The following is a 24978-nucleotide window of genomic DNA, read 5'->3' as shown; positions in this document are numbered from 1 at the left end:
CGAGGAACCCCGGCGTTTACGCCTGGGAGGAGCTCATCCCTGACCCGGGAGGCGCGGAGCGCCGGAGTGCGCTGCGTGACTGTTCTGGCCTCAGGTTGATGCGCTCCGGCAGGTCCTTCTAGCGTGTTCTGCGTGAAGGTTGTTGCGCAGGTGAAGCTGTTGCCGGATGCCGCGCAGGCATCCGCGCTGTCAGCGACCCTGCGCATGGTCAACGAACGGGCCAACTGGGTGTCCGCCGTGGCGTTCGAGCACGGCGTGCCGCGTGAGTACGAACTGCGGAAGCACACCTACGCCGAGCTGAAGGCCTCCGGTCTCGGGGCGCAAGCCGCGCAGCACACGATCAAGAAGGTGCGCGACGCCTACACCACGTTGAAGGCGAACATCCGGGCGGGGAACCTCGGCAGGCCCGGATCGAACCGCAGGGTCAAGGCGGAATCGAAACCGATCGTCTTCCGCTCCGAGGCCGCGCACCCGTACGACGACCGGTGCCTGTCCTGGCAGTACGAAGCGCGGACCGTCAGCATCTGGACTCCGCCGGGGCGGCTCAAAAACATCCGCTTCGCCTGCTCCGCGAACGCGCTCAAGATGCTCCGCGAGAACCGCAAGGGAGAGTCGGACCTGATCGAACGCGACGGCGTGTTCTACCTGATCGCGGTGTGCGAGATCCCCGAGGCCCCGGTCAACGAGAACCCGTCCGGGTTCATCGGCGTGGACCTCGGCATCGTCAACATCGCCACCACATCCACCGGCTACCGGGCTGCCGGGCGCGGTGTGAACCGGCACCGCAAGCGGCAGCTGGAACTGCGTCGCAAGCTCCAGGCCAAGGGCACCCAGTCCGCCAAACGGCGCCTCAAGCACCGCAGCCGCAAAGAGGCGCGGCACGCCGCGAACACCAACCACATCATCGCCAAGAAGATCGTCGCCACCGCTGAACGCACCGGACGGGCTATCGCCCTGGAAGACCTCACAGACATCCGCGAACGGGTACGGCTCCGCAAGGACCAGCGGACACAACTGCATGCGTGGAGCTTCCACCAGCTCGGCCAGTTCATCGCCTACAAGGCGCTGCGGGCCGGGGTGCCTCTCGTGTACGTCGATCCGGCGTACACGAGAGGCAGTGCTCCGAATGCGGACACATCGACCGGAAGAACCGGGTCGATCAAGCAACGTTCGCGTGCCGCGCCTGCGGCGTCATCCTGCACGCGGACGACAACGCGTCCCACAACCTCGCCCGCAAAGGCGAAGCCGTGTGGACCGCGGGGCGTGAGTCACGCGTCCCAGCCACCCCGTAGGGGTGCTCCGGACGGAGGAGGCCACACCACAGCCAGTGGCGCCCTACCTCCAAGCCCGGCCCTTCGGGATCGGGTCAAGTTGACGCGAGGAGGCCCGAGCTCTTCCAGAGCTTGCGGCCGACTCCCCGCATCACGCCGATGTCGTCCAGGAAGTCGGTGAGCCGCTTGGCTCCGGTCTGCATGACCTCCCGGCGGTGGCCGCTCGCCTTGACCTGGGCGAGCGCCTCGCGCCGGTCGAGGCCGATGTTGTCGTAGACCTGGGGGTTGACGAAGGCCTGCGAGAAGACGCGGGCGGCCTGGCCGCAGCTCACGCGGGTGAGTTCCTGCTCCCAGCGCGGGGCCGTGAGCATCTGGCGGCGCAGTTCCTCGCGGGCGTAGCGGACGTGGCGCGCCTCTTCGATGACGTGGATGCGGGTGACTCCGCGTACGAGGGGCTGGACACGCTCGTCCGGGAAGGTCAGGCGCTGCATCCAGTCGAGGACCTCCTCGCCGAGGAGGGTGCAGGCGAAGGAGCCGGGGGTGGTGGAGACGGTCTTCAGGACGCGGGCGAGGTTGTGGTTGGTGCGGGAGACCGGGTACGCGGGGGCTCCGTCCGTCTTGATCATGCGGGCGAACATCATCGAGTGGCGGCACTCGTCGGCGATCTCGGTGAGTGCGTACCGGACGTGATTGCTGGTCAGGGACTTGTCGTAGATGTGCCGGACCAGGAGCTGCATGAGGATGATCTCGAACCAGATGCCGATCGAGCCGAGGGCCGCCGCCTCGTGGCGGGACAGTTCGATGCGCTGCTCCTCGCCCATCTTCTTCCAGAGCGGGGTGTCGAAGAGGGAGAGCAGCTCGGGCGGCCAGTAGTACTTGCCGTCGATGGGCGGGGCGTCCCAGTCGAGTTCCTTGTCCGGGTCGAAGGAGTGCTTCGCCGAGGATTCGAGCAGCCGCTCGGCGATCTGCTCGCGGTCCTTGAGCAGGCCGAGGGCGTCGCGCAGCTCGGCTCGTTCGGTCACGGTGGTCATGGCTTCGGACACCTCGTCGTCGAGTTACCGGCGGTCACTCCTTATGAGACTGCCTGTCAGCAAGACCGTCAATCCCTCGCACACGACTTGTTGACCGCGCGTCTACCAACGTGTGACGCTGCCAACTGTCCGGTCCCGTACGGAAGTACACGCAAGTACGCGGCTACGTGAGACGAGGGGGCGTCAGTGTCGACGCACGAGCTCTACACCAACGATCCGGGCGAGACCGTCTGGCCGGTCCCCGCCTCCGGCAACGCCCGTTTCAGCTGGGAGTACGACGGCGGCCGCGAGCGGCTGCTGGCCCTCTACCAGAAGGGCAAGGACAAGCAGTGGGACGGCGCCAAGCGCATCGACTGGGACATCGAGGTCGACCCGTACGATCCCCTGGGCACCCCGGACGAGGCGCTTCCGCTGCACGGCACCCGGCACTGGGCCAAGCTCACGGAACGGGACCGCGGCGAGCTGCGCCGGCACTACAGCGCTTGGAACTTCAGCCAGTTCCTGCACGGCGAGCAGGGCGCGATGGTGTGCGCGGCGCGCATCGTCGAGTCGGTGCCGGACCTGGACGCGAAGTTCTACTCCGCCACGCAGACCATGGACGAGGCCCGGCACGCGGAGATCTTCGGGCGGTTCCTGCACGAGAAGATCGGCATGCTCTACCCGATCAACGACAGCCTCCAGGGGCTGCTCGGCGACACCCTGCGCGATTCCCGCTGGGACATGCCGTACCTGGGCATGCAGGTGCTCATCGAGGGACTGGCGCTGGCCGCCTTCGGGATGATCCGCGACACCACGAACAAGCCGCTGCCCAAGCAGATCCTGGCCTACGTGATGCAGGACGAGGCACGGCACGTGGCGTTCGGGCGGATGGCCCTGCGCGACTACTACAAGCAGTTGTCGGACGCCGAGCTGCGCGAGCGCGAGGAGTTCGTGATCGAGGGCTGCTACCTGATGCGGGACCGGCTGCGCGGGGTGGAGGTACTGGAGAACTTCGGCATCTCGCGCGTCGAGGCGGAGGAGTTCAGCGAGCGGTCGGAGTTCCTGGCGCTCTTCCGCAAGCTGCTGTTCAGCCGGATCGTGCCGTGCGTGAAGGACATCGGGCTGTGGGGTGAGCGGCTGCAGAAGGCGTACCTGGACATGGGCGTCTTCGAGATGGGCAACTCCAACCTGGACCTGCTGATGAGCCAGGACGAGGAGATCGCCGAGGCCCTCGACCGGGAGCGGTTCGCGGCCGAGGAGGAGCAGCGGGTGGCGGAGGTGGCCGAGGCCATCGCGGAGGGGGCGGCGGGCTAGGCGGCCGGCGGCTGGGTGGCCGGCACGCTAGGCAGTGGGCGGGGCGTCGGGGTCGGGTCCCAGTTCCGGGTCGCGGGTTTCGTGGACCTCCCAGCGGCCCGTCCGGTGCGAGAGTTCCTCCCGTCGCCGCACGAGCACCACGAAGGCCGCCACGGCCACGGCCGCCGCGAGTACGGCCGTCCCCAGCGTGGCGCCCCAGGGCATCGGGGTCACCATCACGAAGACGACGAGGCCGTAGGACGCCAGCAGACCGCCGAGCCAGGGCCAGTGGGCCCCGGGGCGGCGCGATCCGGACCGGCCGGGAACCCGACCACACCCACCCCGCGGCCAGCACCAGGGCCGCCGCCCCGAGGACCATCACCTCCGGCCGGTACACCGAGGTGCTCGCACCGAGCAGCATCCACCACAGCGCGGACGCCGCGCACAGCAGCGCGGCCCCACCCCAACACCTGCTCGCCCAGGCGGTTCTCCCCATGATCGCGGAGGTTAGCAATCCCGCGCCGGGACCGCCCGTGGCACCCCCTCACCGCGCCGCTTCACCGGGCGGACAGCGCCGCCTCCATCACCGCGCGGGCGATCGGCGCGGCCGCGCCGTTGCCGCTGATGTCCCCGCGGACGGCCGACGCGTCCTCGACGACCACCGCGACCGCCACGGCCGGCGGCCGGCCGCCCTCCGGCTTGGCCCAGGAGATGAACCAGGCGTACGGGGTGCCCGCATTGCCGACTCCGTGCTGGGCCGTGCCGGTCTTGCCGCCGACCACGGCGCCGGGGATCGCCGCGTTGCGGCCGGTGCCGTGCTCCACCACCTTCACCATGAGCTCCTGCATCCGCATCGCGGTCAGCGGGGTCATGGCCCGGCCCAGGCTGTGCTGGTCGGCGCGGCGGACCGGGTCGCCGTCGTCCTGTGTCGTGCGGTCGACCAGGTAGGGGGACTTGAGCTCCCCGCCGTTGGCGACGGCCGCCGCCACCATCGCCATCTGCAACGGGGTGGCCTTGGTGTTGAACTGGCCGATCGAGGACAGGGCCAGCTGGTCGGGGCTCATGTCGGTGTCGAAGTTCGACCGCGACACCCAGGCCGGCACCCGCAGCCCCGCGTCGTTGAAGCCGAACCGCCGTGCCGCCTCCGTCATCCCGCGCAGCCCGACCTGCACGCCGATCTTCGCCATCACCGTGTTGCACGACCACTGCACCGCGTCCGCCATCGAGGCGTCGGCGCAGCCCGTGCCGGCGTTCGGCAGCAGGGTGCTGGTGCCGGGCAGGGGGTAGGGGTCCGGGGTCTCGGTCGGCGCGTCCACGTCGGTGACCACGCCCGCGTCGAGGGCGGCGGCCGCGGTCACGATCTTGAACGTGGAGCCGGGCGGGTACGTCTCGCGCAGCGCGCGGTTGAGCATCGGCTTGGCGGGGTCCCCGTTGAGCTTCTCCCAGGCCTCCTTGACCCGCGGCCCCGTGCCGGAGAGCAGCGCGGGGTCGTAGGAGGGGCTGCTGACCAGCGCGAGGATCTTGCCCGTGGCCGGCTCCACGGCGGCGACCGCGCCCCGCTTGCCCGCGAGCCCGGTGTACGCGGCCAGCTGCATGTTCGCCCGGATCGTGGTGGCGGCATTGCCTCCGCCCGGGCGGCCGCGCGAGAGCTCGTACCAGAGCGGGAAGGCCGAGAGCCCGGGGTCGGTACCGGAGAGGACCGGGTCCTCGGCGCGTTCCAGGAAGCTGGTCCCGTAGGTCTGGGAGGCGAAGCCGGTGACGGGCGCGTAGAGCGGGCCGTTCTTGTACGTGCGCTCGTAGCGCAGCAGTTGGCGGCTGTCCCGGGAGCCGGTGACGGGACGGCCGTCGACGGTGATGTCCCCGCGCGGTTCGGCGTACCGCTCGATGGCGGGGCGTTTGTTGGCCGGGTTGGCGCCGTAACCCGCGGCCTCCCAGACCTGTACGCGGCCGACGTTGACCAGCAGGGCGACGAGCAGCAGGGCGCAGAAGTACGCGCACCAGCGGATGTAGCGGATCACGCTTCGGCCTCCTCGGCCGGTCCGGGTCTGCGGGCGCTGTCGCTGAGCCGGACGAGGAGGGCGACGATGATCCAGTTGGTGACCACGGAGGAGCCGCCCTGGGCGAGGAAGGGCATGGCCATGCCGGTCAGCGGGATCAGGCCGGTGACTCCGCCGGCGATGACGAACACCTGGAGCGCGACGATCGAGGCGAGTCCGGTGGCGAGGAGGCGGCCGAAGGGGTCGCGCAGCGCCAGCCCGGCGCGGAAACCGCGGGCGACGAGGAGCCCGTAGAGGAGCAGGATCGCGGTGAGGCCGACGAGGCCGAGCTCCTCCCCGGCGGTGGCGAGGATGAAGTCCGATTTGGCCGCGAATCCGATGAGGAAGGACTGGCCGTGGCCGAGCCCGGCGCCGAGCAGTCCGCCGGCCCCGAAGGCGAAGAGGGACTGGGCGAGCTGGCCGGGACCGTCGCCGCGCTCGATGGAGGCGAAAGGATTCAGCCAGTCGTCCACGCGGCTGTTCACGTGCGGCTCGAACGTCCCGACGGCGTACGCGCCCACGGCCGCGAGCAGCAGCCCGATCGCGATCCAGCCGATCCGGCCGGTGGCCGTGAACAGCATGATCACGAAGAGGCCGAAGAAGAGCAGCGAGGTACCGAGGTCGCGCTCCAGGACGAGCACGCCGACGGAGAGCAGCCAGATGGCGAGGATCGGGCCGAGCACCCGGCCGGGCAGCAGCCTCAGCTTCCAGAAGAGGGTGCGCCCGGTGAGGGCCAGGGCGGTGCGGTTCGCCGCGAGGTAGGAGGCGAAGAAGACGGCGAGCAGGATCTTGGCGAACTCCCCCGGCTGGAAGGAGAGCCCGGCGAACCGGATCCAGATGTGCGCTCCGTTCACGGCCGGGAAGAAGACGGGCACGAGCATCAGCACGAGCGCCACGGCGACGGACAGGTACGCGTACTTCTGCAGCACCCGGTGGTCGCGCAGCAGCGCGACGACGAGGACGAAGAGCACCATCCCGAGGGCGGACCAGCGCAGTTGCTCTCCGGCGGTGGCGTTTCCGGGAGTGGTGGCGTCGAGGCGCTGGATGAGGACGAGGCCGAGGCCGTTGAGCAGGACCGCGATCGGGAGCAGCAGCGGATCGGCGTACGGGGCGTACAGGCGGACGGCGAGGTGGGCGACGAGCGCGGCCACGGCGAGGCCGGCGGCGTAATGCGTGGCGGCCGCGGGGACGCGGCCGGTGGTGGCGAGCCCCACGGAGAGGTGGCCGAGGACGGAGATCAGGACGGCGCCGAAGAGCAGGGACAGCTCGACTCCACGACGCTTGGGCGCACGGGCGTCGGGGGGCGGTGGCGGGGCGGGTTCCGTCACCTTCGCCGTCAGAGCGGTCATACGGGGAAACGTAGCAAGGAGCCGGGCCGTATGTCCGCTTATGTCATAGTGTGCCGAAGAGTCGTCAGAACTGGTCGGAATTGAAGTAGTGGATCAGGAGTCTCCTCTCGTGACTACTCCCCCACCTAAAGGTGGGGGCTTCTCGCTAAGCCGGTTGGGCTTCGCGACGGGCCAGCCCGGCCCGCAAGACGTTGGAAGCCCCTACGACGTCGGCGTGCGCCTGGTGGCCGCACGAGACGCAGTGGAACTTTTCCTGTGCGGGCCGGTTCTCCTTGGCGACGTGCCCGCATTCGGGGCATGTCCGGGAGTACCCAGCGAAGGAGTTTCTGATGGGACCTACGGAGTTCATCGTCCTAGCCTTTCCGGAAGAACAGCTGCGGGTCGCCGCGGTCGAGGCGGTGATGGGGCTGCGCAAGGCCGGGGTGGTGCGGCTGATCGACGGGCTGGTGGCCACCAAGACCGCGTCCGGCGAGGTGCTGTCGGTGGAGTTCGACGAGTTCGTCGAACTCCGGGGCCTGCTCGCGCACCGGGAGGCGGCCCCGCTGATCGGCCCGGAGGACGTCAGGGAATCGGCTGAACTGATGGACCGCGGCAGCTGCGCCCTCCTCCTGGTCGTCGAGCACGTGTGGGCCGAGGATGCCGCCATCGCCGTCCGCGCGGCGGGCGGCCGGATCGCCGGAGCGGTCCGCCTCCCGGCCGACCGGCTGGGGGTGGCCTGATGTTCATCCGCCCCATCGGCTCCGTGGTGAACCCCTCCCAGCGCCCCTCGGGCCACCCCCTGCTGCGCGGAATCCTGGCGCGGGGGGCCTACGTCTGGGACGCGGCCCAGCACCCGGCGACGGCCGCGCAGCCGCAGACCGACACGGCTCCGGCCCCCGCACCGGCCGCGCCCCCCGGCGCGACCCCGGCCCCCGCACCTGCGCCCGCCCCGTACCCGCATCCCGGCCCGGCCCCCTCGCCCCCGGCGGCCCCCTCCGCCCGCCGGGAGCCTGCGGCCGCCCGACCCGATCCGCATATCGGCCCGGGAGTCGTGGGACCGGCCTCCCCCGGAGCCGATCTGACCGACCGCCTGACCCAACTGGCCGCCCTGGCCCGCGAAGGCCTGCTCACCCCGGAGGAGTTCTCGGCGGCCAAGGCCCGCCTGCTGGCCGGCTGACCCCGGGCCGGGCTCCCCGTCGGACCGCCCCGAAGACATCCGCTCGCCTACTCCTGGGGCGCGCCCTGCAGCTGCCCCTCAGGCAGGGAGTACACGAAGTCCGGTATGCAGGACGGCAGCCGGGAGGTCTCCATCGTGCCGAAGCCCATGCCGTCGGTCGTACCGTCGCTGGACGCCTTGACCGGCCTGACGAGCACCAAGGTGTGCCCCGGCTTCACCGTCTCGGAGTTGATCCTCAGTACCGGTTCGGCGGCATTCGCGTCGAGGACGTCCTCGTACGGCTCCCAGGCCTGACGCTCTTCGTTCCAGACGGGTCCGTCGAACCCGCCGCCGGGCTCGTCGCATTCCGCCGCCGGCTTCCGCTGGATCACCACCACCGGGACACCCAGGCCCCGGAGCTCCCGCTCCAGGCCCGGGAGCCCCTCCGAGTTGAAGAGCTTGACGGTGATGGTGCCGTCCTCGCCCTTGGTCAGCGCGTACGCCGCCGAACCACCCCCCTGGCCTCCCATGACCGGCAAGGCGATCGACGCCACGGCCGCCGTCGCCGCCAGCCCGACGATCAGCGGTATCCGGAACCGCCGGGCAGGCGAGCCGGCGGCGAAGTCCGCGCGGCCGTCGAGCTCCGCCCGGGCGGCGGCTATCGCCACGAGCTCCGCCTTCAGTCGCTCCTCGAACGCAGTGGGCCTGGTGCTCATCGGGCTACCTCCAACTGGTGTGCCGGAACGGAAGCGGGGACGTCGGCGTCGGCCGGGGTGCGCAGCGCGCGGCGGGCGCGGTGCAGGCGGACCCGGACGGTGGCCTGGGTGACGCCGAGGGCCTGGGCGGCCTCGGCCGGGGTGAGGCCGTCGACGACGACCAGGTCGAGCGCGGCCCGCAGCGGCTCCGACAGGGCGGCATGCCGCTCGGCCAGGGCGCGGAAGGCCCGCTGTGCGTCTATGCGCTCCTCCAGGGCCGCCACGTCCTGGTCGTCGAGCAGCCTGCGGCCGCTGAGCCGCTGCAGCGCTCCTCGCTCGCGGGCTCCCGCACGGGCATGACTGGCCAGCACATTGCGCGCGATCCCGTAGAGCCAGGCGATCGGCACTCCCCTGTCGGGCCGATAGCCGGCCGCGTCCTTCAACGCGGCGAGGAAGATGTCGGCCGTGAGGTCCGCCGCCAGGTGCGGGTCGGTGACCCGCCGGGTGACGAAGCCGAGCACGGCGTCGATGTGCTCCTCGTAGAACGCGCCGAACCCCTCCGGCGTCCGGAGATCCGGTGGTGGCCCCGCCCCCGCCCACCCGGAGCCCTTCCCCCTGTCGGCCGTCCGCGCGCCGCCCGCCCCCGCGTCGTCCTCGTGTGCGCTGTTCACCTGGTCCCTCCCCTGGTCTCCCGGGCCCCGTCGGCCCCTCACCCATTACTTGGCGAAAGCCGCATCAAGCGTTTCATCGGGTCCGGCCGGCGGGCGTACGCCGACCGGGTGAGCGGAGCGGCACGGCCGCCCCGGGTGGGCGATTTGTCATACCGCGCATGGCAGCATCGGCCGCCAGGAGGTGACCCCATGTCACGACGACGCAGACGTCGGCTGCTTCGCGCCGCGTGCCTCGCCGCAGCCCTCGTCACGGTCGGCCCGTTGCCCCTCGCCCACGCCGAGCCCGCAGCGCCCGCCGCACCCGAGGCACCCGCCGCACCGGACACCCCCGCGGCACCCGGCATCCCCGGCGCCCCGGGCGCCCCCACCACCCCCACCGAACCCGTGGGCGTCCTCCTCACCCGCCTCCAAGGCCTCTACCAGCAGGCCGAGCAGGCCACCGAGGCCTACAACGCCGCCGAGACCGCCCTGACCGCCCGGCAGCGCGAGGAGGCCCGGCTCAGCACCGAGCTCGGGAAGGCCCGTACCGCCGTCACCGACGCCCAGACCACCACGGGCCGGCTGGCGCGCGAGCAGTACAAGGGGGCCCGCGGGTTCTCCCCGTACGCCCGGATGCTGTTCGCCGGCGACCCCCAAGGGGCCCTGGAACAGCGCCGGGTCGCGGAGCGCGAGGGTGCCCGGCGGGCCGCCGTGCTGGACCGGCTCACCCGGGGCGAGCAGCAGGCCGACACCCTCGCCACCGCCGCCCGCAAGGCCCTGGACTCCGAGCAGAAGCTGACCGCCGAGACCAAGGAGCGCAAGGAGGAGGCCGCCGCGCAGCTCAAGGAGGTCGAGCGGATGCTGGCCTCGCTCACCCCCGCCCAGCTCACCGAGCTCGCCGCGCGGGAAGCCGGGGACACCGCCGCCGCGCAGCGGGAGCTGATCGATTCGGGGAAGCTGGGCAGCGCCGGCGCGCCGCTCCGCAACCCCACCGCGGCCGGCGGCACGGCCCTCACGTACGCGGCCGCCCAGATCGGGAAGCCGTACGTCTGGGGAGCCGAGGGGCCGGCCTCCTTCGACTGCTCCGGGCTGACCTCGCAGGCCTGGGCGCACGCGGGCCGCGAGATCCCCCGGACCAGTCAGGAGCAGTGGGCCCGGCTGCCCAAGGTGCCGCTGGACGAACTGCGCCCCGGCGACCTGGTGGTGTACTTCCCGACCGCCACCCACGTGGCCCTGTACGTCGGCGACGGCAAGGTCATCCAGGCGCCCCGGCCGGGCGCGAAGGTGAAGGTCTCCCCGATCGCCGCGAACCCGCTGCTGGGCGCGGTACGGCCGGACCCCGACGGGGCGCCGCTGCCCGCCTTCAGCCCGCCGCCGCTGTCCGAGGACGCGACGGCGGGGGACGACACGGGTTACGCGGAGGCCGGGGCGCCCGCGACGTCCGCCAGGTAGTCCGCCGCGTCCTCGGGGTCGTAGAAGTACGCGTCGAAGTCGGCCGGGTTGTCGAAGCCGTTGGCGAAGCGGTCCGCCACCGGCTGGAGCTGCCCGGCCGCGCCGAGCAGGTTCAGCACGTGCTCCGGCGGGACGCCGAGCATGGCGTTCGTCCACTGGGTGGCGGGCTTGCCGCTGGTGAACCAGTACTTGTCGAAGGTCGCCTTCATCCACGCCTCGTCGAACGGGTTGTCCCCGTGCATGAGGATCGACGAGAGGTACGAGGCAGCGCACTTGGCGGCGGAGTTCGAACCCTGCCCTGTGATCGGGTCGTTGGCGACGACCACGTCGGCCACGCCCAGCACCAGCCCGCCGCCCGGCAGCCGGCCGACGGGGTTGCGGACGACGGGGGCGTACCGCCCGGCGAGCGTGGCGCCCGCGTCCGTCAGCTCCACCTTCGTCGCCCGTGCGTACTCCCAGGGAGTGAACTTCTCCATCAGTTCCAGCGTCAGCGCAAGGTGGTCCGCCGGGTCCTTCACGCCGCCGAAGGCGTCCAGGGGTCCGCCCGGGATCCCTTCCCAGAACAGGATGTCGGCCCGCCCGGAGGTGGTCAGCGTCGGCATCACGAACAGCTCGCCGACGCCCGGGACCAGGTTGCAGCGCACGGCCTCCGTCTCCGGGTGCTCGGGGCGCGGTGCCAGGCCGTGCACGTACGACACGGCGAGCGCGCGCTGCGGGGCGTCGTACGGGGAGCGGGCCGCGTCCCGGCCGAACAGCGACACCAGCTCGCCCTTGCCGGCCGCGACCAGCACCAGGTCGTACGTACGGGAGAAGAAGTCCAGGTCGGAGACGGACGCGCCGTGGATGACCAGCTGGCCGCCGCGCTGCGCGAAGGTGTCGAGCCAGCCGGCCATCTTCACGCGCTGGTCGACGGACTGGGCGAAGCCCTTCAGCTTGCCGAGCCAGTCGATGGCGCGGCCGCCGTCGGGGGCGGCGACCGAGACGCCCAGGCCCTCGATCTTCGGCGCCTGCTGCTCCCAGAAGTTCAGCTGGAGGTCCCGCTCGCACTGGAGCGCCGTGTCGAACATGCACTGGGTGGACATGACCCGCCCGGTGCGGATCTCGTCCGCCGTCCGGTTGGACATGAGGGTGACCTCGTACCCCTTCGCCTGGAGTCCGAGGGCGAGCTGGAGACCGGACTGGCCGGCGCCGACGACGAGTATCTTGCGCATCTGCACGTTCTCTATTCGGGGGTCGAGTCGAGGGCGTGGCCCACGAGGGTCATCAGGGATTCCAGTACCGTGACCCGGCGCCGCGCGTCCATGATCACGACGGGTACGCGCGCCGGTATCGTCAGCGCCTCCCGCACGTCCTCCGGTGCGTACGAAGGCGTGCCCTCGAAGTGGTTGACGGCCACGGCGTACGGCAGCCCGCAGCTCTCGAAGTAGTCGAGCGCCGGGAAGCAGTCGCGCAGCCGCCGCGTGTCCGCGAGGACGATCCCCCCGACGGCGCCGCGCACCAGGTCGTCCCACATGAACCAGAAGCGTTCCTGGCCGGGGGTCCCGTACACGTACAGGACGAGGTCGTCGTCGAGCGTGACGCGGCCGAAGTCCATGGCGACGGTGGTGGTGTGCTTGTCCGGGGTCGCCGACAGGTCGTCGGTCGGAGCGGCGGCCTCGGTCATCACCGCCTCGGTGCGCAGCGGCCGGATCTCGGAGACGGAACCGACGAACGTGGTCTTGCCCACCCCGAAACCGCCCGCCACCAGCACCTTCACGGCGACGGGCGCGCGCGAGCGGTCGTACTGCCAGGGCTGTACGGGCTCGTCCGGGGCCGGGTTCGGATCCTGGTTCGGACCCGAGGCCGGCTTCGGGTCCGTGTGCGGGTCCGTGTGCGGGGAGAAGAGACCGGTTTCAGAGACGGCGGAGCCCACTGAGCACCCTTTCGAGCAGAGCGCGGTCGGGACGGCCGCTGCCGTGCCCGGTCCCGTAGACACGGATCCTGCCCTGGTCGGCGAGGTCGCTGACCAGGACGCGGACCACGCCGAGCGGCAGCTTCAGCAGTGCGGCGATCTCGGCGATCGTGCGCATGCGGCGGCAGACCTCGACGATCGCCGGCATCTCCGGCATCCGGTCGGGCTTCTGCGGCTCGGACACCTTGGTGTCGAGGGCCGCGACGAAGGTCTCGACGTGCAGGATCTGCGTGAAGCGGGTGCGGCCGCCCGTCAGGGAGTACGGGCGTACGCGGGCGGGACGGCGATCGGCGCCGCGTATCGGCAGCCGGTCGGAGGCCGGACTCCTCACGGGGTGTTCTCCATCGACTGGCGCAGCTCACTGCGGACTTCGGGGGTCAGGACGTGGCCGGCGCGGCCCACGAACAAGGCCATGTGGTAGGCGACGACGCTCATGTCGCAGTCGGGCGTGGCGTGTACGCCGAGGAGCGAGCCGTCGCTGATGGACATGACGAACACGGAACCGTGCTCCATGGCCACCATCGTCTGCTTGACCGAGCCGCCGTCCATCAGGGCGGCGGCGCCCGTGGTGAGCGAGCCGAGGCCGGAGACGATGGTCGCGAGGTCGGCGGACGCGCCGCGGGGGCCCTTGGGGCGGGCGGGGTCGGAGGGTGCGGCAGGCGTGTCGGGCGCCACGGGATCGGAGGACAGCAGGAGGAGCCCGTCCGAGGACACGACGGCCACCGAGTTGACCCCGGGGACCTCCTCGACGAGGTCGGTCAGCAGCCACTGAAGGTTGCGTGCCTGGGTGCTCAGTCCGTACGTACTGGACGCGTTCATGTGCGTGCCTCCTGTGCGGTGTCCCCCCGGTCGGTCTGCCCCTGGTCCTGCGGCGGGTCCTGCCGGCGGTCCTGCGCGAGCTCGGCCTCCACGACGCGGCGCCCGTCCTGGGCACCCCGGTAGAACCCGCCGAGGCGGCGGCGCAGCTCGTCGGCGTCCACCCGGCCCGGCGCCGGGCGCTCCTCGTCCCCGCGCCCGGCGGCGACCACGCGGGGGCTCCGCTTGGGGAGCCCCTTGTCGGTGAGGACTTCCTCCGGCTCGGGCCCGCTCGGGGCCTGGGCGTCGTCGGCGGGCGCGTCGGCCTGCGGCGGTACGCGGAACACCTGCTCGGCGGGGACCTCGACCGGTGCCGGGACCCGGAACACCTGCTCCGTGGGCGGCAGCTGACCGGCCGGAGGCGCGAACGCCGCCGGGACGGGCTCCGGGGCCACCCGGGCGGGCGGCTCCGCGGCGGAGGCCCGTGCGGTCTCGTGCGCGGGCTCCGGCTCGGGGAAGGAGGCGGGGGCCGGGGTCGGGGCGGGGGCCGGGGCCGCCGTGACGGCCGGCTCCGCAGCAGCGGCTTCGGGCGCGGCCACGGCCAGCTCGGCCGAGAACTCCGGGGCCGGGGTGGGCTCCGCAGACGGCTCCGGGGCCGGGTGAGGCTCCGGGGACGCCTCAAGGGCGGGCTCCGGCCGGGCCGGAGCCGCCGCTGCCTCGGGCGCGGCGGCGGCAGGGCCCCGTACGCGCGAGGGGAGGGTGTTCTCGTTGGCCTCCGCGATCACCCCGGGCAGGTGCAGAGCAGGTGCGCCCGGCGCGCCCAGGGTGTGGACCGGCGAAGCCGGCGGGGTGGCGGGCAGCAGCGTCGCCGGTACGACGACCAGGGCCTCCGTACCGCCGTGCCGCGGGGTGCGCAGCTCGGCGCTGACCCCGTGCCGGGCGGCGAGCCGCCCGGCCACGTACAGGCCGAGGCCCAGGCCGTGTTCCGACTCGGGTTCCTCGTCGTACGCGTCCGGCGTGGCCAGCCGCTCGTTCAGCGTGGCCAGCCGGTCCCCGGTGATCCCGATGCCCTCGTCGACGACGGACAGCACCACGTCGCCGGAGTCCAGCAGCCAGCCGGACACCTTCACCTTGGCGTCCGGCGGCGAGAAGGTCGTCGCGTTCTCCAGCAGCTCCGCCAGTACGTGCGAGATGTCGTCGGCGGCGTGCCCGGCGACCTGCGTGTACGAGGGCAGCACGCCGAGGTCCACGCGCTCGTAGCGCTCGATCTCGCTGACCGCCGCGCGCATGACGTCGACCAGCGGCACCGGCAGGCCCTGCCCGTGGCCGTGTTCCTGGCCGGCGAGGACCAGCAGGTTCTCGTTGTGGCGGCGCATCACCGTCGCCAGGTGGTCGAGCTTGAAGAGGGTGGAGAGGCGGTCCGGATCCGGCTCCTCGGACTCCAGCTCCTCGATGACGGCGAGTTGGCGTTCGACGAGCCCCAGGGTCCGCAGGGACAGCGATACGGACGTGGTCGACATGATGCGGCGGTGCTCTTCCAGCCCCGCCCGCAGCTGCGCGAGCTCTCCCTCCAGCGCCTCGCGGCCGGCCGAGAGCGCCTCGTTGCGGCCGATGAGGCGGCGCCGGTCGGCGTCGAGTCCGGCGATCCGGGTGTGCAGGGAGACCGTCTGGTCGCGTACCGCGTTGAGGTGGCGCACCACCTCGGCGAACTCGTCGTTGCGGCCCGTGAACCGGACCGGCTCCACCGAGCCCTCCGGCGTCGCCAGCCGCGCCGCGCCGCGCCGCAGGACCGACAGCGGGCGGGTCAGGGAGCGTGCGATGGCCGTGGAGATGCCGAGGGTGACGAGGAACAGCACGCCGAGGGAGGCGACCATGACCTCCAGCGCGGTCACGTCGTCGTCGCGCAGCGCGGCAAGCGCGGTGGCGCGCTGGCCGGCGAGGGTGGCCTCGACCGAGCGCATCCGGTCGACGCGGGCGGTGAGGGCCGGTCCGACGGTGCCGGGGTCGAGCTTGCGGTCGGCGGCGGAGAGGGCGGGCCGGTCGGTGAGCCGCTTGAGGTAGTCGTCGGCCGTCTTGACCTCGGGTCCGGTGACGGTGGCGGTCAGGCTCTGGCGTACGTCGGGACGCGCGGCCCGCGCGAAGTCGTCGAGCGCGCCCTGCTCCCGTACGCGCGCCCGCTGGGCGGCGGCGGTGAGCTCGTCCACGAAGGCGGCACCCGGCTGCCGCTCGCCGCCCGGCACGGACAGCGCGGCGAGCAGCAGTCCGCGGGTGGCGGCGGCCTGCTCCACGGCCTGCCCGAGGGGGGCCAGGGGGCGGGTGGTGACGAGGGCGTCCGCGGCGCGCGGCGGGGTCAGCTCGGCGAGCCGGCCGCTCGGTGCGAGGAGTTCGGCGATGACGCCGGAGTAGGCCTGGTGGGCGGCGAGGGCGCTGTCCTTGCCCTGGACGGCCTCGGTGCGGACGGCGCCGACCCGGCCGAGGGCCCGGGCGAGTTCCTCGTCGGCGTCGGCCTGGACCTCGGCGAGCTGGCGGTCGGTGCCCGCGGCGCGTTCCTGGACCGCGGCCTGGGCTCCCTGGGCGCCGCCGGGGCGGCCCTTGGCCACGTACGCGGTGACGGCGTCGCGCTCGTCTCCGAGCAGGTGGGCCAGGGTGAGGGTCTGCCGGCTCTGGTCGGCGAGGTTGACCAGGTGCTGGGAGTCCTTCAGGTCCGCGGAGGCGGACAGGACGGCGGGCGCTCCCGCCGCGAGGACGGCGAGCCCGGCCACGGCGACCCCGATGACCAGCCGGCGGCGCACGCGGACGCGGCGCCCTGCGGGGGCGGTCGCGGTCGCGGTCGCGGCGAACGGGCCGTCGGGGGCTCGTCGGTCGGGTGCGGTGCCGTCGGCTGCGGTGCCGTTCGCGACGGTGCCGTTCTTCCGAGGCCGCTTCTTCTGCACCGGTGCTCGCAATCCTGTTTACGTGTGCTGCTCGTGCTCGTTGCCTGGTGGGGCCGGGGTGACGGCCGGTCACCGCAAACGGTCCCCCGCCTCCGTTGTACCGCCGCGCCGTACCGCCGTACCGCTTCAGACCCTCGCAGTGAGTTGGGAGGAGGGCCGCACATCGCCCGCCCGGCCACACGAAGGAGTGAACAGCACGGAAGAGTGGGCGACCAACTCGGCAATCGGCTGTCAGAGCCCCTCCGTGGACGGGTGGTTGAAAGATCGATGCGGCTTTTGGCAGGATGCCCGCCCACATGCCGAGGGTCACACCGCTGACCCCGGCAGTCCCTTCCCGCCCCACCCGCCCCACTTTGGTCCGGACCTTCCCCGACCGCTCCCGCCCTTACGGGCCCCGCGCAGGCAGAATGTCCGCATGCGCATCGATCTCTCCTCCGTGCCAGGCAACCCGGAACGCCCCAACGAGGACTGGTTGTCGGCCGCGATCCCCGCCTCGGGCGGCGGAGTCCTGGTCGCCCTCGACGGGGTCACCCCACCTCCGGGCGAGGTCGGATGCGTGCACGGAGTTCCATGGTTCGCGGCACGACTGGGCGGCCGATTGACCGAACTGTCCGGATCGCGCCGGGACATGCCCCTCGAACGGGTCCTGGCCGAGGCCATTCGCGCCACCGCGGAGGCCCATCGCGACACGTGTGACCTTTCTCACGTCCGGACGCCGCAGGCGACGGTGGTCGTGGTCCGCTGGGACGAGTTCTGGGTCGAACACCTGGTGCTCTCGGACTCCGTACTCCTCCTCCAGGCGCCCGGAGGCGAGGTGCGCGCGGTCCTCGACGACCGGCTGGACCGGATCCCGCGCGAGCGGCTGCGCACGGAGGCCTCCGCCGACGCGCTGCGCAACGCCGAGGGCGGCTTCTTCACCGCCGCCGCGGACCCGGAGGTGGCGGCCCGGGCGGTGACCGGGCGGACACCGCGTGCGGAGGTCCGGGCGCTGGCGGCGCTCACGGACGGGGCCAGCCGGTGGACGGACACCTTCGGGGAGGGCGACTGGTCCGCATGCCTGGCCGTGCTGCGCAAGGAGGGCGCGCAGTCCCTGATCGACCGGGTCCGCACGCTGGAATCGGACCCGGGCCGAGCGCACCGCCGCGACAAGCGCCACGACGACGCGTCGGCGGCCTACGCGGAGTTGTAGGGGCGGGCCTACTCCCCGCCCGCGTTCAACTGGTTCAGGAGCCGCGCCAGTTCCGCCACTTCCCCGCGGTCCCAGTCCGCGAGCTTGCGCATGTACTGCTCGCGCCGGGCGCCCCGGACACGCAGGAAGCGCTCCCGGCCCTCCTCCGTGAGCCCGACCAGGAAGGCCCGCCCGTCCGCCGGGTCCGGCTCGCGGGCCAGCAGGCCCAGCACCTCCAGGGCCCGGAGCTGCCGGCTCATCGTGGCCTTGCCGACCCCGAAGTACGCGGCGAGCTCCGTCGCCCGCTGCCGGCCGGCGGCTTCCAGCCGTACGAGGAGCCCGTACGCGGCCGGTTCCAGCTCCGGGTGCAGCTCGCGCGCCATCTCCCCGGAGGAGGCGCGGGCCCGTCGGAGGAAGACGGACAGCTCCCGCTCCAGGGCAAGGAACTCCTGGTCTTCGGTCCCGTGCACGGCCCGCTCCTTCGCTGGTGTGTGGCCCACCAGTATTTCGCAGCGGGCACGCCGGGGACCCGGGGCCCCGCCGGAGCGGGGGGACCCGGGCCCCCGGTGCCTGCCTCGGGGATCAGGCCGCGGCGGCCACCGGGACCGCGGCCGCGGCCAGGGCCAGCTCCAGGACCTGGCGTACATCCGTCACCGGGTGCACCGACAGCCCTGCCAGCACCTCGGCCGGGACGTCGTCCAGGTCGGCCTCGTTCCGCTTCGGAATGATGACGGTGGTCAGTCCGGCCCGGTGCGCGGCCAGCAGCTTCTGCTTGACCCCGCCGATCGGCAGGACCCGCCCGGTCAGCGAGACCTCGCCGGTCATGGCCACGTCCGTGCGGACCTGCCGTCCCGACAGCAGCGAGGCCAGCGCCGTCGTCATCGTGATGCCCGCGCTCGGACCGTCCTTGGGCACCGCGCCCGCCGGGAAGTGGATGTGCACGCCCCGGTCCTTCAGGTCGGCGACCGGGAGTTCCAGCTCGGCGCCGTGCGAGCGCAGGAAGCTGAGCGCGATCTGCGCCGACTCCTTCATCACGTCTCCGAGCTGGCCCGTCAGCGTGAGCCCGGCCGCGCCCGTCTCGGGATCGGCCAGCGAGGCCTCGACGAACAGCACGTCACCGCCCGCCCCGGTCACGGCGAGGCCGGTGGCCACGCCCGGTACGGCGGTGCGCCGCTCGGCCGGGTCCTGCGCCGACTCCGGTACGTGGTGCGGCCGCCCGATGAGCTCCCGCAGGTCCCCGGCGCCGATCCGCAGCGGCAGCTCCCGCTCCCCCAGCTCGTGCTGGGAGGCCACCTTGCGCAGCAGCCGGGCGAGGGAGCGCTCCAGGGTGCGCACGCCCGCCTCCCGGGTGTACTCCCCCGCCAGCTTGCGCAGCGCGTCCTCCTCCAGGACCACCTCCTCCGCGGCCAGGCCGGCCCGCTCCAGCTGCCGGGGCAGCAGGTGGTCGCGGGCGATGACCACCTTCTCGTCCTCGGTGTAGCCGTCGAGGCGGACCAGTTCCATACGGTCCGCGAGGGCCTCGGGGATGGCCTCCAGCACGTTCGCGGTGGCGAGGAACACCACGTCGCTCAGGTCCAGTTCCACCTCCAGGTAGTGGTCCCGGAAGGTGTGGTTCTGGGCCGGGTCGAGGACTTCGAGCAGCGCCGCCGCCGGGTCTCCCCGGAAGTCGGAGCCGACCTTGTCGATCTCGTCGAGCAGCACGACCGGGTTCATGGACCCGGCTTCCTTGATCGCCCGTACGATCCGGCCGGGCAGCGCGCCCACGTACGTACGCCGGTGCCCGCGGATCTCGGCCTCGTCGCGGACTCCGCCGAGGGCCACGCGGACGAACTTGCGCCCCATGGCGTGGGCCACGGACTCCCCGAGGGAGGTCTTTCCGACGCCCGGAGGGCCCACGAGCGCCAGCACGGCCCCGCCCCTGCGCCCGCCGACGACGCCCATCCCGCGCTCGGAGCGGCGCTTGCGCACCGCCAGGTACTCGGTGATCCGGTCCTTCACGTCGCTCAGCCCGGCGTGCTCCGCGTCCAGCACGGCGCGGGCTCCCCGGATGTCGTACTCGTCCTCGGTCCGCTCGTTCCAGGGCAGTTCGAGCACGGTGTCCAGCCAGGTGCGGATCCAGGACCCCTCGGGGGACTGGTCGCTGGAGCGCTCCAGCTTGTCGACCTCCTTGAGGGCGGCCTCCCGTACCTTCTCGGGCAGGTCGGCGGCCTCGACCCGGGCCCGGTAGTCGTCGGACTCCTCCCCGTCCTTCTCCCCGCTGAGCTCGCGCAGTTCCTTGCGCACGGCGTCCAACTGGCGCTTCAGCAGGAACTCCCGCTGCTGCTTGTCGACACCGTCCTGGACGTCCTTGGCGATGGACTCGGCGACGTCCTGCTCGGCGAGGTGGTCGCTGAGGGCCTTGATCGCGAGCCGCAGCCGGGCCACGGGGTCGGCCGTCTCCAGCAGCTCCACCTTCTGCTCGACGCTCAGGAACGGGGAGTACCCGGAGTTGTCCGCGAGGGCCCCGACCCCCTCGATCTGCTGCACCCGGTCCACGACCTGCCAGGCCCCGCGCTTCTTGAGCCAGCTCGTGGCGAGCGCCTTGTACTCCTTGACGAGCTCGGCGACGGCCCCGGGCAGCGGATCGGGCACCGCCTCGTCCACGGACTCACCCTCGACCCAGAGCGCGGCCCCGGGCCCGGTCGTCCCGGCCCCGATCCGGACCCGGCCGCGCCCCCGGATCAGCGCCCCGGGGTCACCGTCGGACAGCCGCCCCACCTGCTCGACGGTCCCGAGGACCCCGGTGGCGGCGTACTTCCCGTCGACCCGGGGCACGAGGAGCACCTTCGGCTTGCCACCCGCGGCGGCGGCCTGCGCGGCCTCGACGGCACCCCGCACCTCGGCGTCGGACAGGTCCAGCGGTACGACCATCCCGGGCAGCACGACCTCGTCGTCGAGCGGCAGCACGGGCAGGGTGAGCGTTACGGACGTCGAAGCCATGATGTTCCCTCCGGCAGTGAAGTTGAGCTATGCCGACTCAATGCATGTGCGCGCCTCAATGTTCCCCGACACCCGTTCGCCGGCGGCGAACACGGGTGGGAGCATCCCGCGCCAGGCCCTGACATCGCCGGAAATACCCAGCTCACCACGGATGAAGGCGAGTTCGGGGCAGGGCTACGCTCCCCGCATGTACGTAGAGGGTGTGGGTGTCTCCGGGGCCAGGGAATGGGTCATCCAGAACGCGAAGGGCAAGAAGTTCGTCTACGAGTCCGCCGCCGAGGCCTTCGGGGAACTCGCGGAGTACGGGCCGGGCGCCGCCGTGCTGACCCGTCGGGTGTACCGGGGGCTGTTCCGGACGAAGCCGATCGAGGACTGGCAGGTCGTCGAAGCCCCGTAGGCCGGCGGGCACCGGCGGACGGGGTATCGGCGGACGGGACTTCGCCGGGGGTGCGGCTCAGGCTGCCGAGATGACGATGTCTCCCGACGAGGTCCGTACGGCGACGCGGGCGGTCGCGGACGGGTTCGCGGGGACGGTGATCTCGCGCTCGCCGGAGGTGGTGGAGACGTCGAGGGCGTACGGGGCCGCGGGAACCTTCACTTCGGCGTCGCCCGAGCCGGTTTCCACCGCGACCGAGCCCGGTGCCTTCACGAAGGCCAGGCGGACGTCGCCGGAGGACGAGCGGGCGTCCGTGCCCGGGCCGGCCAGCCCGTCGGCGGCGATCGACCCCGAGGAGGTACGGATCTTCAGCGGGCCGGCGATCCGGTCCGCCCGGACCGAACCGGAGGAGGTTGTGACGTCGGCGGCGGCCACCCCCGACACCGTGACGCGGCCGCTGCTGCTGCCCGCCCTGACGGTGGCGGAGGCCGGTACCTCCAGCCGGTAGTCGATGGAACAGCGGCCGGAGCAGTCGCCGTTGGTGAGGGTCAGGACGCCGTCGGAGAGCCGCTGGGCGGGCTCGGGCGCGGTGGCGCCGTGATAGCGGACGGTGCGGCGGACGGTCACGCCCGGCCCGGACCCGGCGGCCACCTCGATGGACCCGCTGCCGGTGTCCGCGACGTCGACCACGGTGACGGCCTCGGCCACCGCGGCGTCCGCGCTCGCCGTCATCTCCGGTCCGCCCCGGGAGACGAGCGAGCCGAAGGAGCAACCGGTGAGCAGCAGCCCCGAGGCGAGGGCCACGGCGGTGTACGCGGCGGTGACGGGTGGCCTTGGTGCCGCGCGAGCGCGCCTTCGTTGTCATGCTGCCGATCGTGCCCGTGCGGGGGCCGCGGGGGCATGGGGCACGTGCCCGGATCCGGGGTGGGGTTAACCGTTCCTAGCCAGTGTGCAGGAGTGAGTCTTGGACCCATTCATGCTTACTGGGCGCATCCCGAACGGTTTTGGATGCGCTGGGTCTCCGCGTTCTCGTCCCGCTCGGCGTCGGCTCTCCATGGAGCCGGTCCGTTGTGGGTGGGCGGTTTCCCTCACGCCTGCGGGTGCCTGGTCCGGCCTGGACGGTCCGATGCCCCACACGATCACTCCGGTCGTGTGGGGGCGGTGCCGTCCGACGCCGGATCGGGTGTCCGAGGGCGCGTCGCCCGATCGCGATACCAGCGGCATCATGACGGGACATCTTTCGACGGGGGGTGACCAGCGGCTTTTGCCAGTGCTGGCCTCCCCGCTTGGAGGTGTGGGCGGGATCGACTGCGACGATGGCGAGGCCGTGTTCGGCGGCCATCGAGGCGAGTCGGGCTTTGAGCTTGCCGGTCGGGATGCCGGAAACAACCTGCCGGAACCGTTTCCTGCGGCCGTGCTTCTCCCGTGTCTTCTCGGTGGCGAAGTCGAGGTCTTCGATCGCGATGGCCTTGACGCCGACGCTTTTTCGCCCAGTGCAGCAGCCGGGTGATGGCATGGCGTATCTGCGCATCGCGGTGATCGGCGGTGCCGGACAGGTCGTAGGGGAAGCGGTGCGGATCGCCGACGGGGTTGCCGTGCGGGTCGAGCCGGTAGGCGGCGAAGTGGTCGGCATTCGTATCGACACCGACCATGCCGTTCACGCAGGCGGTGGCGAGGGGGAGCGTATGGATGACGGGGCGCTGCCAGGATGCGGTCAGGTACCAGCGACCGCGTGTGACGTCCAGGTGGATGCGGTAGGCCACGGCCCGATTCGCTTCGATGCGGTCGGCCCATTCTGCGCCCCGGTGCGCGAACGCGATCCGGCATGCCAGGACGTACCGGCCGTGCTTGGCGTTGGCCAGATGCGCGAGCGGGGCGGGCAGCTTGACCGACACCTCGCCGTCGGGGGTGACGCGGATCGTCTCGTTCCCGAACCGCTTACCGGACTCTCCATCAGCCGCGAGAAACCAGCGTTTGGCTTCCCAGCGGGCCCGCCACTGCTCCTCGGTGAGCTGGGCTTCGGCCAGATGGTGCCGGGTATTCGCCAGCCGCTTCCCGCCCCGGACCACCCGGACCCGGCCCGCCCGCCAGTCGGCCACAACAGCCTCATGCCGCTCTTCCAGCGTCACGAGGCGGCGGGACTTGCGAAACCACTCGCTCCTAGAGCGGTAGCCGCCCGCAGCACGCTTGGTTCCCTTCTCCCCAACAGGCAGGGCGAGACGGTGCCGCAGTGCGTGGATGCCGGCGTCCAGGTTCTGGATGTGTGCGGCCTGGCAGCGGCGGGCGAGCGCCCACTGATCGTGGCTGGCCTTGGTGATCGCCCCGGCGATCCGCGACGAGGATTCCTTCGTCAGCCCCGCTTGCGGGCCGCCCACGTCTCAGTGGAGTGGTCGGGACCGTCCGCGCACCGCTGCTCGAGGTCACGGGAAGCCAGGGCACCCTGATGCGCGCCAACCAGCCGCAGGACTTCCTCGTCCTGGGCAATCAGATGCTTCAGGCGGCCTCGTATCGCTACACCGTTCGGACCGAGCGCCACGAACGAAGGAGCGATGGCACGCAACTCCTTGACCGGATCAGCCATCGCCGACCCCCGCGGACAGAGCCCTGCGCGCCCGCATCTTCGCGGAGCGCTGTCCGTACAAGCCGGCACAGAACACTGTCAGCCAACTGCCCTCACCGAACCAGCGATACGCATGGGGAGGTACACCCCGTGCCCTCGCCGACTCCATGAAATCCATACAGACGACCGTAACGACACTCACCCAAATGGACCATCACTCGCAAGAGTGGACCAAAGAACCAGCAGTTTCCTACCCCCGGGCCGGGCCGGCGGGATCCGGAAGGGCCGCTCTAACGCCCCTGTACGACCGGCCGGTCCGGGGACGGGGTGCCCCACTCGCTCCAGGAGCCGTCGTACACCGCGAGGTCCTCGTACCCGGCGAGGTCCGCGCCGAGGGCGAGCACGCAGGCGGTCACCCCGGATCCGCAGCTGAAGTACAGCCGCTCCCGCGCTCCCGCCGCCGCCCCGAAGGCCGCGCGGAGCTCCGCGGCGGGGCGCATCAGGCCGTCGGGGCGCTGCAGTTCGCCGAAGGGGAGGCTGACCGCGCCCGGCATGTGGCCCCCGCGCAGGCCCGGGCGGGGTTCGGGGGCGGTACCGGCGAAGCGTTCGCGGGTCCGGGCGTCGAGCACCGCGGCGGCCGGATCGGCCAGGGCCGCCGAGACGGTGGCCGCGTCCACCAGCAGCCCGGTGCGGGGCCGGGCCGTGAAGGAGCCGCGGGGGCCCCCGTATCCCGGCCGGCGCTGCTCCACCGGCCGCCCGGCGGCGAGCCACGCCGGCAGCCCGCCGTCGAGGACGGCCACCCGGTCGAAGCCCATGGCGCGCAGCATCCACCAGGCGCGGGCGCTGGAGTAGATCCCGGCGCCGTCGTACGCGACGACCGTGCTGCCGTCGTCGACGCCGAGGGCGCGCATCGCCTCGGCGAAGGCGGCGGGGCCGGGCATGGTGTGCGGGGCGGCGGCGGTGTGGTCGGACAGCGCGCCGTCGAGGTCGAAGGGGCGGGCCCCGGGAATCCGCCGGCCCGTGTCGCGGTGTGTCCCGACGGAGGCGTCGAAGACGACGAGTCCGGGTATGCCGAGTCGCTCCGCGAGCCAGTCGCCATCGACGAGCGGACCGGGCGGACCGGGCGGCACGAGGGAGTCGGGGCGGGGGCGGGTTGCGTCCATGGTGCACCTCCGGCAGAAGTCGGCGGGCCCCGGTGAGGTCGGCGGCCCGCCACCCATCCTCTCTCCTACGTTCCCCCTTCCTGCGAACGCACCGTCCGTCGGCGCGCGTTGCCCACGGCAGGCGGCCCCGGAGGCGAGCCCGATCGGTCGACGCAGACGGCG

At 72.4% G+C, this 24978-nt stretch carries 21 protein-coding genes and 3 pseudogenes; 7 read left to right on the top strand and 17 right to left on the bottom strand.

The window, feature by feature from the left end:
- Positions 1-132: 132 nt before the first annotated feature.
- Positions 133-1292 (top strand): annotated as a pseudogene (locus AC061S_RS32925) (RNA-guided endonuclease InsQ/TnpB family protein).
- Between the two features lie 74 nt (positions 1293-1366).
- Here the strand turns inward: AC061S_RS32925 and AC061S_RS32920 are convergent.
- Positions 1367-2302 carry an AurF N-oxygenase family protein gene (locus AC061S_RS32920; protein ID WP_478689545.1) on the bottom strand — a complete coding sequence of 312 codons (936 nt, stop codon included), beginning with the start codon at positions 2300-2302 and terminating at the stop codon, positions 1367-1369.
- 186 nt (positions 2303-2488) lie between these two features.
- On the opposite strand from AC061S_RS32920, the gene AC061S_RS32915 reads away from it, so the two are divergent.
- Positions 2489-3595 carry a ferritin-like domain-containing protein gene (locus AC061S_RS32915; RefSeq protein ID WP_478689544.1) on the top strand — a complete coding sequence of 369 codons (1107 nt, stop codon included), beginning with the start codon at positions 2489-2491 and terminating at the stop codon, positions 3593-3595.
- Between the two features lie 27 nt (positions 3596-3622).
- On the opposite strand, the gene AC061S_RS32910 is transcribed toward AC061S_RS32915, so the two are convergent.
- The 4 genes and pseudogenes from AC061S_RS32910 to AC061S_RS32895 form a co-directional block, all read right to left on the bottom strand.
- Positions 3623-3799, bottom strand: coding sequence for a hypothetical protein (locus tag AC061S_RS32910; protein ID WP_478689543.1), 177 nt, complete (start codon positions 3797-3799; stop codon positions 3623-3625).
- Between the two features lie 332 nt (positions 3800-4131).
- Positions 4132-5592: a penicillin-binding transpeptidase domain-containing protein gene (locus tag AC061S_RS32905; protein WP_478689542.1), complete on the bottom strand. Its 1461-nt coding sequence runs from the start codon at positions 5590-5592 to the stop codon at positions 4132-4134.
- Complete coding sequence (locus AC061S_RS32900; RefSeq protein WP_478689541.1) at positions 5589-6959, bottom strand: FtsW/RodA/SpoVE family cell cycle protein; 1371 nt, start codon at positions 6957-6959, stop codon at positions 5589-5591. Before AC061S_RS32900 ends, AC061S_RS32905 begins: the two co-directional genes overlap by 4 nt.
- A gap of 145 nt (positions 6960-7104) precedes the next feature.
- A pseudogene (locus AC061S_RS32895) lies at positions 7105-7266 on the bottom strand (zinc ribbon domain-containing protein); the annotation flags it as partial.
- A 22-nt stretch (positions 7267-7288) separates the two neighbouring features.
- On the opposite strand from AC061S_RS32895, the gene AC061S_RS32890 reads away from it, so the two are divergent.
- Together AC061S_RS32890 and AC061S_RS32885 are read left to right on the top strand one after the other, a co-directional pair.
- The gene (locus AC061S_RS32890) at positions 7289-7678 is read left to right on the top strand and encodes a DUF6325 family protein (protein ID WP_478689540.1); all 390 of its coding nucleotides are present in this window, start codon (positions 7289-7291) and stop codon (positions 7676-7678) included.
- Entirely contained in the window at positions 7678-8115 is a 438-nt protein-coding gene (locus tag AC061S_RS32885) for an SHOCT domain-containing protein (RefSeq protein WP_478689539.1), read from the top strand. Before AC061S_RS32890 ends, AC061S_RS32885 begins: the two co-directional genes overlap by 1 nt.
- A 47-nt stretch (positions 8116-8162) precedes the next feature.
- Here AC061S_RS32885 and AC061S_RS32880 read toward each other — a convergent pair whose 3' ends face one another.
- Together AC061S_RS32880 and AC061S_RS32875 are read right to left on the bottom strand one after the other, a co-directional pair.
- Positions 8163-8810 carry a hypothetical protein gene (locus AC061S_RS32880; protein ID WP_478689538.1) on the bottom strand — a complete coding sequence of 216 codons (648 nt, stop codon included), beginning with the start codon at positions 8808-8810 and terminating at the stop codon, positions 8163-8165.
- Positions 8807-9460 carry an RNA polymerase sigma factor gene (locus AC061S_RS32875; RefSeq protein WP_478689537.1) on the bottom strand — a complete coding sequence of 218 codons (654 nt, stop codon included), beginning with the start codon at positions 9458-9460 and terminating at the stop codon, positions 8807-8809. The genes AC061S_RS32880 and AC061S_RS32875 overlap by 4 nt, the downstream gene beginning before the upstream one ends.
- A gap of 189 nt (positions 9461-9649) precedes the next feature.
- On the opposite strand from AC061S_RS32875, the gene AC061S_RS32870 reads away from it, so the two are divergent.
- Positions 9650-10891: a C40 family peptidase gene (locus AC061S_RS32870; protein ID WP_478689536.1), complete on the top strand. Its 1242-nt coding sequence runs from the start codon at positions 9650-9652 to the stop codon at positions 10889-10891.
- On the opposite strand, the gene AC061S_RS32865 is transcribed toward AC061S_RS32870, so the two are convergent.
- From AC061S_RS32865 to AC061S_RS32845, 5 genes are read right to left on the bottom strand one after another with little or no spacing between them, the layout of a single operon-like run.
- Positions 10852-12102 carry a styrene monooxygenase/indole monooxygenase family protein gene (locus tag AC061S_RS32865; protein ID WP_478689535.1) on the bottom strand — a complete coding sequence of 417 codons (1251 nt, stop codon included), beginning with the start codon at positions 12100-12102 and terminating at the stop codon, positions 10852-10854. The genes AC061S_RS32870 and AC061S_RS32865 overlap by 40 nt on opposite strands.
- A gap of 11 nt (positions 12103-12113) precedes the next feature.
- Positions 12114-12803: a GTP-binding protein gene (locus tag AC061S_RS32860; RefSeq protein ID WP_478689534.1), complete on the bottom strand. Its 690-nt coding sequence runs from the start codon at positions 12801-12803 to the stop codon at positions 12114-12116.
- A complete protein-coding gene (locus AC061S_RS32855; RefSeq protein ID WP_478689533.1) occupies positions 12784-13173 on the bottom strand; it encodes a DUF742 domain-containing protein in 390 nt (129 codons plus the stop codon). Before AC061S_RS32855 ends, AC061S_RS32860 begins: the two co-directional genes overlap by 20 nt.
- Positions 13170-13661: a roadblock/LC7 domain-containing protein gene (locus AC061S_RS32850; RefSeq protein ID WP_478689532.1), complete on the bottom strand. Its 492-nt coding sequence runs from the start codon at positions 13659-13661 to the stop codon at positions 13170-13172. The genes AC061S_RS32855 and AC061S_RS32850 overlap by 4 nt, the downstream gene beginning before the upstream one ends.
- Positions 13658-16570, bottom strand: a complete 2913-nt coding sequence (locus AC061S_RS32845) for a sensor histidine kinase (protein WP_478689531.1) — start codon at positions 16568-16570, stop codon at positions 13658-13660. The genes AC061S_RS32850 and AC061S_RS32845 overlap by 4 nt, the downstream gene beginning before the upstream one ends.
- 415 nt (positions 16571-16985) lie before the next feature.
- Between AC061S_RS32845 and AC061S_RS32840 the strand changes: the two genes are divergently transcribed.
- Positions 16986-17759: a protein phosphatase 2C domain-containing protein gene (locus AC061S_RS32840; protein WP_478689530.1), complete on the top strand. Its 774-nt coding sequence runs from the start codon at positions 16986-16988 to the stop codon at positions 17757-17759.
- 8 nt (positions 17760-17767) lie between these two features.
- On the opposite strand, the gene AC061S_RS32835 is transcribed toward AC061S_RS32840, so the two are convergent.
- Complete coding sequence (locus tag AC061S_RS32835) at positions 17768-18385, bottom strand: MarR family winged helix-turn-helix transcriptional regulator (protein ID WP_478689529.1); 618 nt, start codon at positions 18383-18385, stop codon at positions 17768-17770.
- A complete protein-coding gene (gene lon / locus AC061S_RS32830; protein WP_478689528.1) occupies positions 18321-20717 on the bottom strand; it encodes an endopeptidase La in 2397 nt (798 codons plus the stop codon). The genes AC061S_RS32835 and lon overlap by 65 nt, the downstream gene beginning before the upstream one ends.
- A 187-nt stretch (positions 20718-20904) precedes the next feature.
- Between lon and AC061S_RS32825 the strand changes: the two genes are divergently transcribed.
- On the top strand, positions 20905-21114 hold the full coding sequence (locus AC061S_RS32825) for a hypothetical protein (RefSeq protein WP_478689527.1): 210 nt from the start codon (positions 20905-20907) through the stop codon (positions 21112-21114).
- Between the two features lie 57 nt (positions 21115-21171).
- Here the strand turns inward: AC061S_RS32825 and AC061S_RS32820 are convergent, their stop codons facing one another.
- From AC061S_RS32820 to AC061S_RS32810, 3 genes and pseudogenes are all read right to left on the bottom strand, one after another.
- Entirely contained in the window at positions 21172-21897 is a 726-nt protein-coding gene (locus tag AC061S_RS32820) for a DUF4097 family beta strand repeat-containing protein (RefSeq protein ID WP_478689526.1), read from the bottom strand.
- 136 nt (positions 21898-22033) lie between these two features.
- Positions 22034-23674, bottom strand: a pseudogene (locus tag AC061S_RS32815) (IS200/IS605 family accessory protein TnpB-related protein).
- A gap of 269 nt (positions 23675-23943) precedes the next feature.
- A complete protein-coding gene (locus AC061S_RS32810) occupies positions 23944-24816 on the bottom strand; it encodes a sulfurtransferase (RefSeq protein ID WP_478689525.1) in 873 nt (290 codons plus the stop codon).
- Positions 24817-24978 lie beyond the last annotated feature (162 nt).

The organism is Streptomyces sp. CA189, assembly GCF_056428985.1.
This window is presented reverse-complemented; position numbering and strand designations above follow the sequence as displayed.

Excerpts from the sequence above, each read along its gene's own strand:
- AC061S_RS32835 (WP_478689529.1), bottom strand. The coding sequence starts at position 18,385 with ATGTACGCCAGGTCCTGGAGCTGGCCCTGGCCGCGGCCGCGGTCCCGG.
- AC061S_RS32870 (WP_478689536.1), top strand. The coding sequence starts at position 9,650 with ATGTCACGACGACGCAGACGTCGGCTGCTTCGCGCCGCGTGCCTCGCC.
- AC061S_RS32890 (WP_478689540.1), top strand. The coding sequence starts at position 7,289 with ATGGGACCTACGGAGTTCATCGTCCTAGCCTTTCCGGAAGAACAGCTG.
- AC061S_RS32900 (WP_478689541.1), bottom strand. The coding sequence starts at position 6,959 with ATGACCGCTCTGACGGCGAAGGTGACGGAACCCGCCCCGCCACCGCCC.
- AC061S_RS32910 (WP_478689543.1), bottom strand. The coding sequence starts at position 3,799 with ATGCCCTGGGGCGCCACGCTGGGGACGGCCGTACTCGCGGCGGCCGTG.
- lon (WP_478689528.1), bottom strand. The coding sequence starts at position 20,717 with ATGGCTTCGACGTCCGTAACGCTCACCCTGCCCGTGCTGCCGCTCGAC.
- AC061S_RS32825 (WP_478689527.1), top strand. The coding sequence starts at position 20,905 with ATGTACGTAGAGGGTGTGGGTGTCTCCGGGGCCAGGGAATGGGTCATC.
- AC061S_RS32880 (WP_478689538.1), bottom strand. The coding sequence starts at position 8,810 with ATGAGCACCAGGCCCACTGCGTTCGAGGAGCGACTGAAGGCGGAGCTC.
- AC061S_RS32810 (WP_478689525.1), bottom strand. The coding sequence starts at position 24,816 with ATGGACGCAACCCGCCCCCGCCCCGACTCCCTCGTGCCGCCCGGTCCG.
- AC061S_RS32865 (WP_478689535.1), bottom strand. The coding sequence starts at position 12,102 with ATGCGCAAGATACTCGTCGTCGGCGCCGGCCAGTCCGGTCTCCAGCTC.
- AC061S_RS32920 (WP_478689545.1), bottom strand. The coding sequence starts at position 2,302 with ATGACCACCGTGACCGAACGAGCCGAGCTGCGCGACGCCCTCGGCCTG.
- AC061S_RS32850 (WP_478689532.1), bottom strand. The coding sequence starts at position 13,661 with ATGAACGCGTCCAGTACGTACGGACTGAGCACCCAGGCACGCAACCTT.
- AC061S_RS32840 (WP_478689530.1), top strand. The coding sequence starts at position 16,986 with ATGCGCATCGATCTCTCCTCCGTGCCAGGCAACCCGGAACGCCCCAAC.
- AC061S_RS32885 (WP_478689539.1), top strand. The coding sequence starts at position 7,678 with ATGTTCATCCGCCCCATCGGCTCCGTGGTGAACCCCTCCCAGCGCCCC.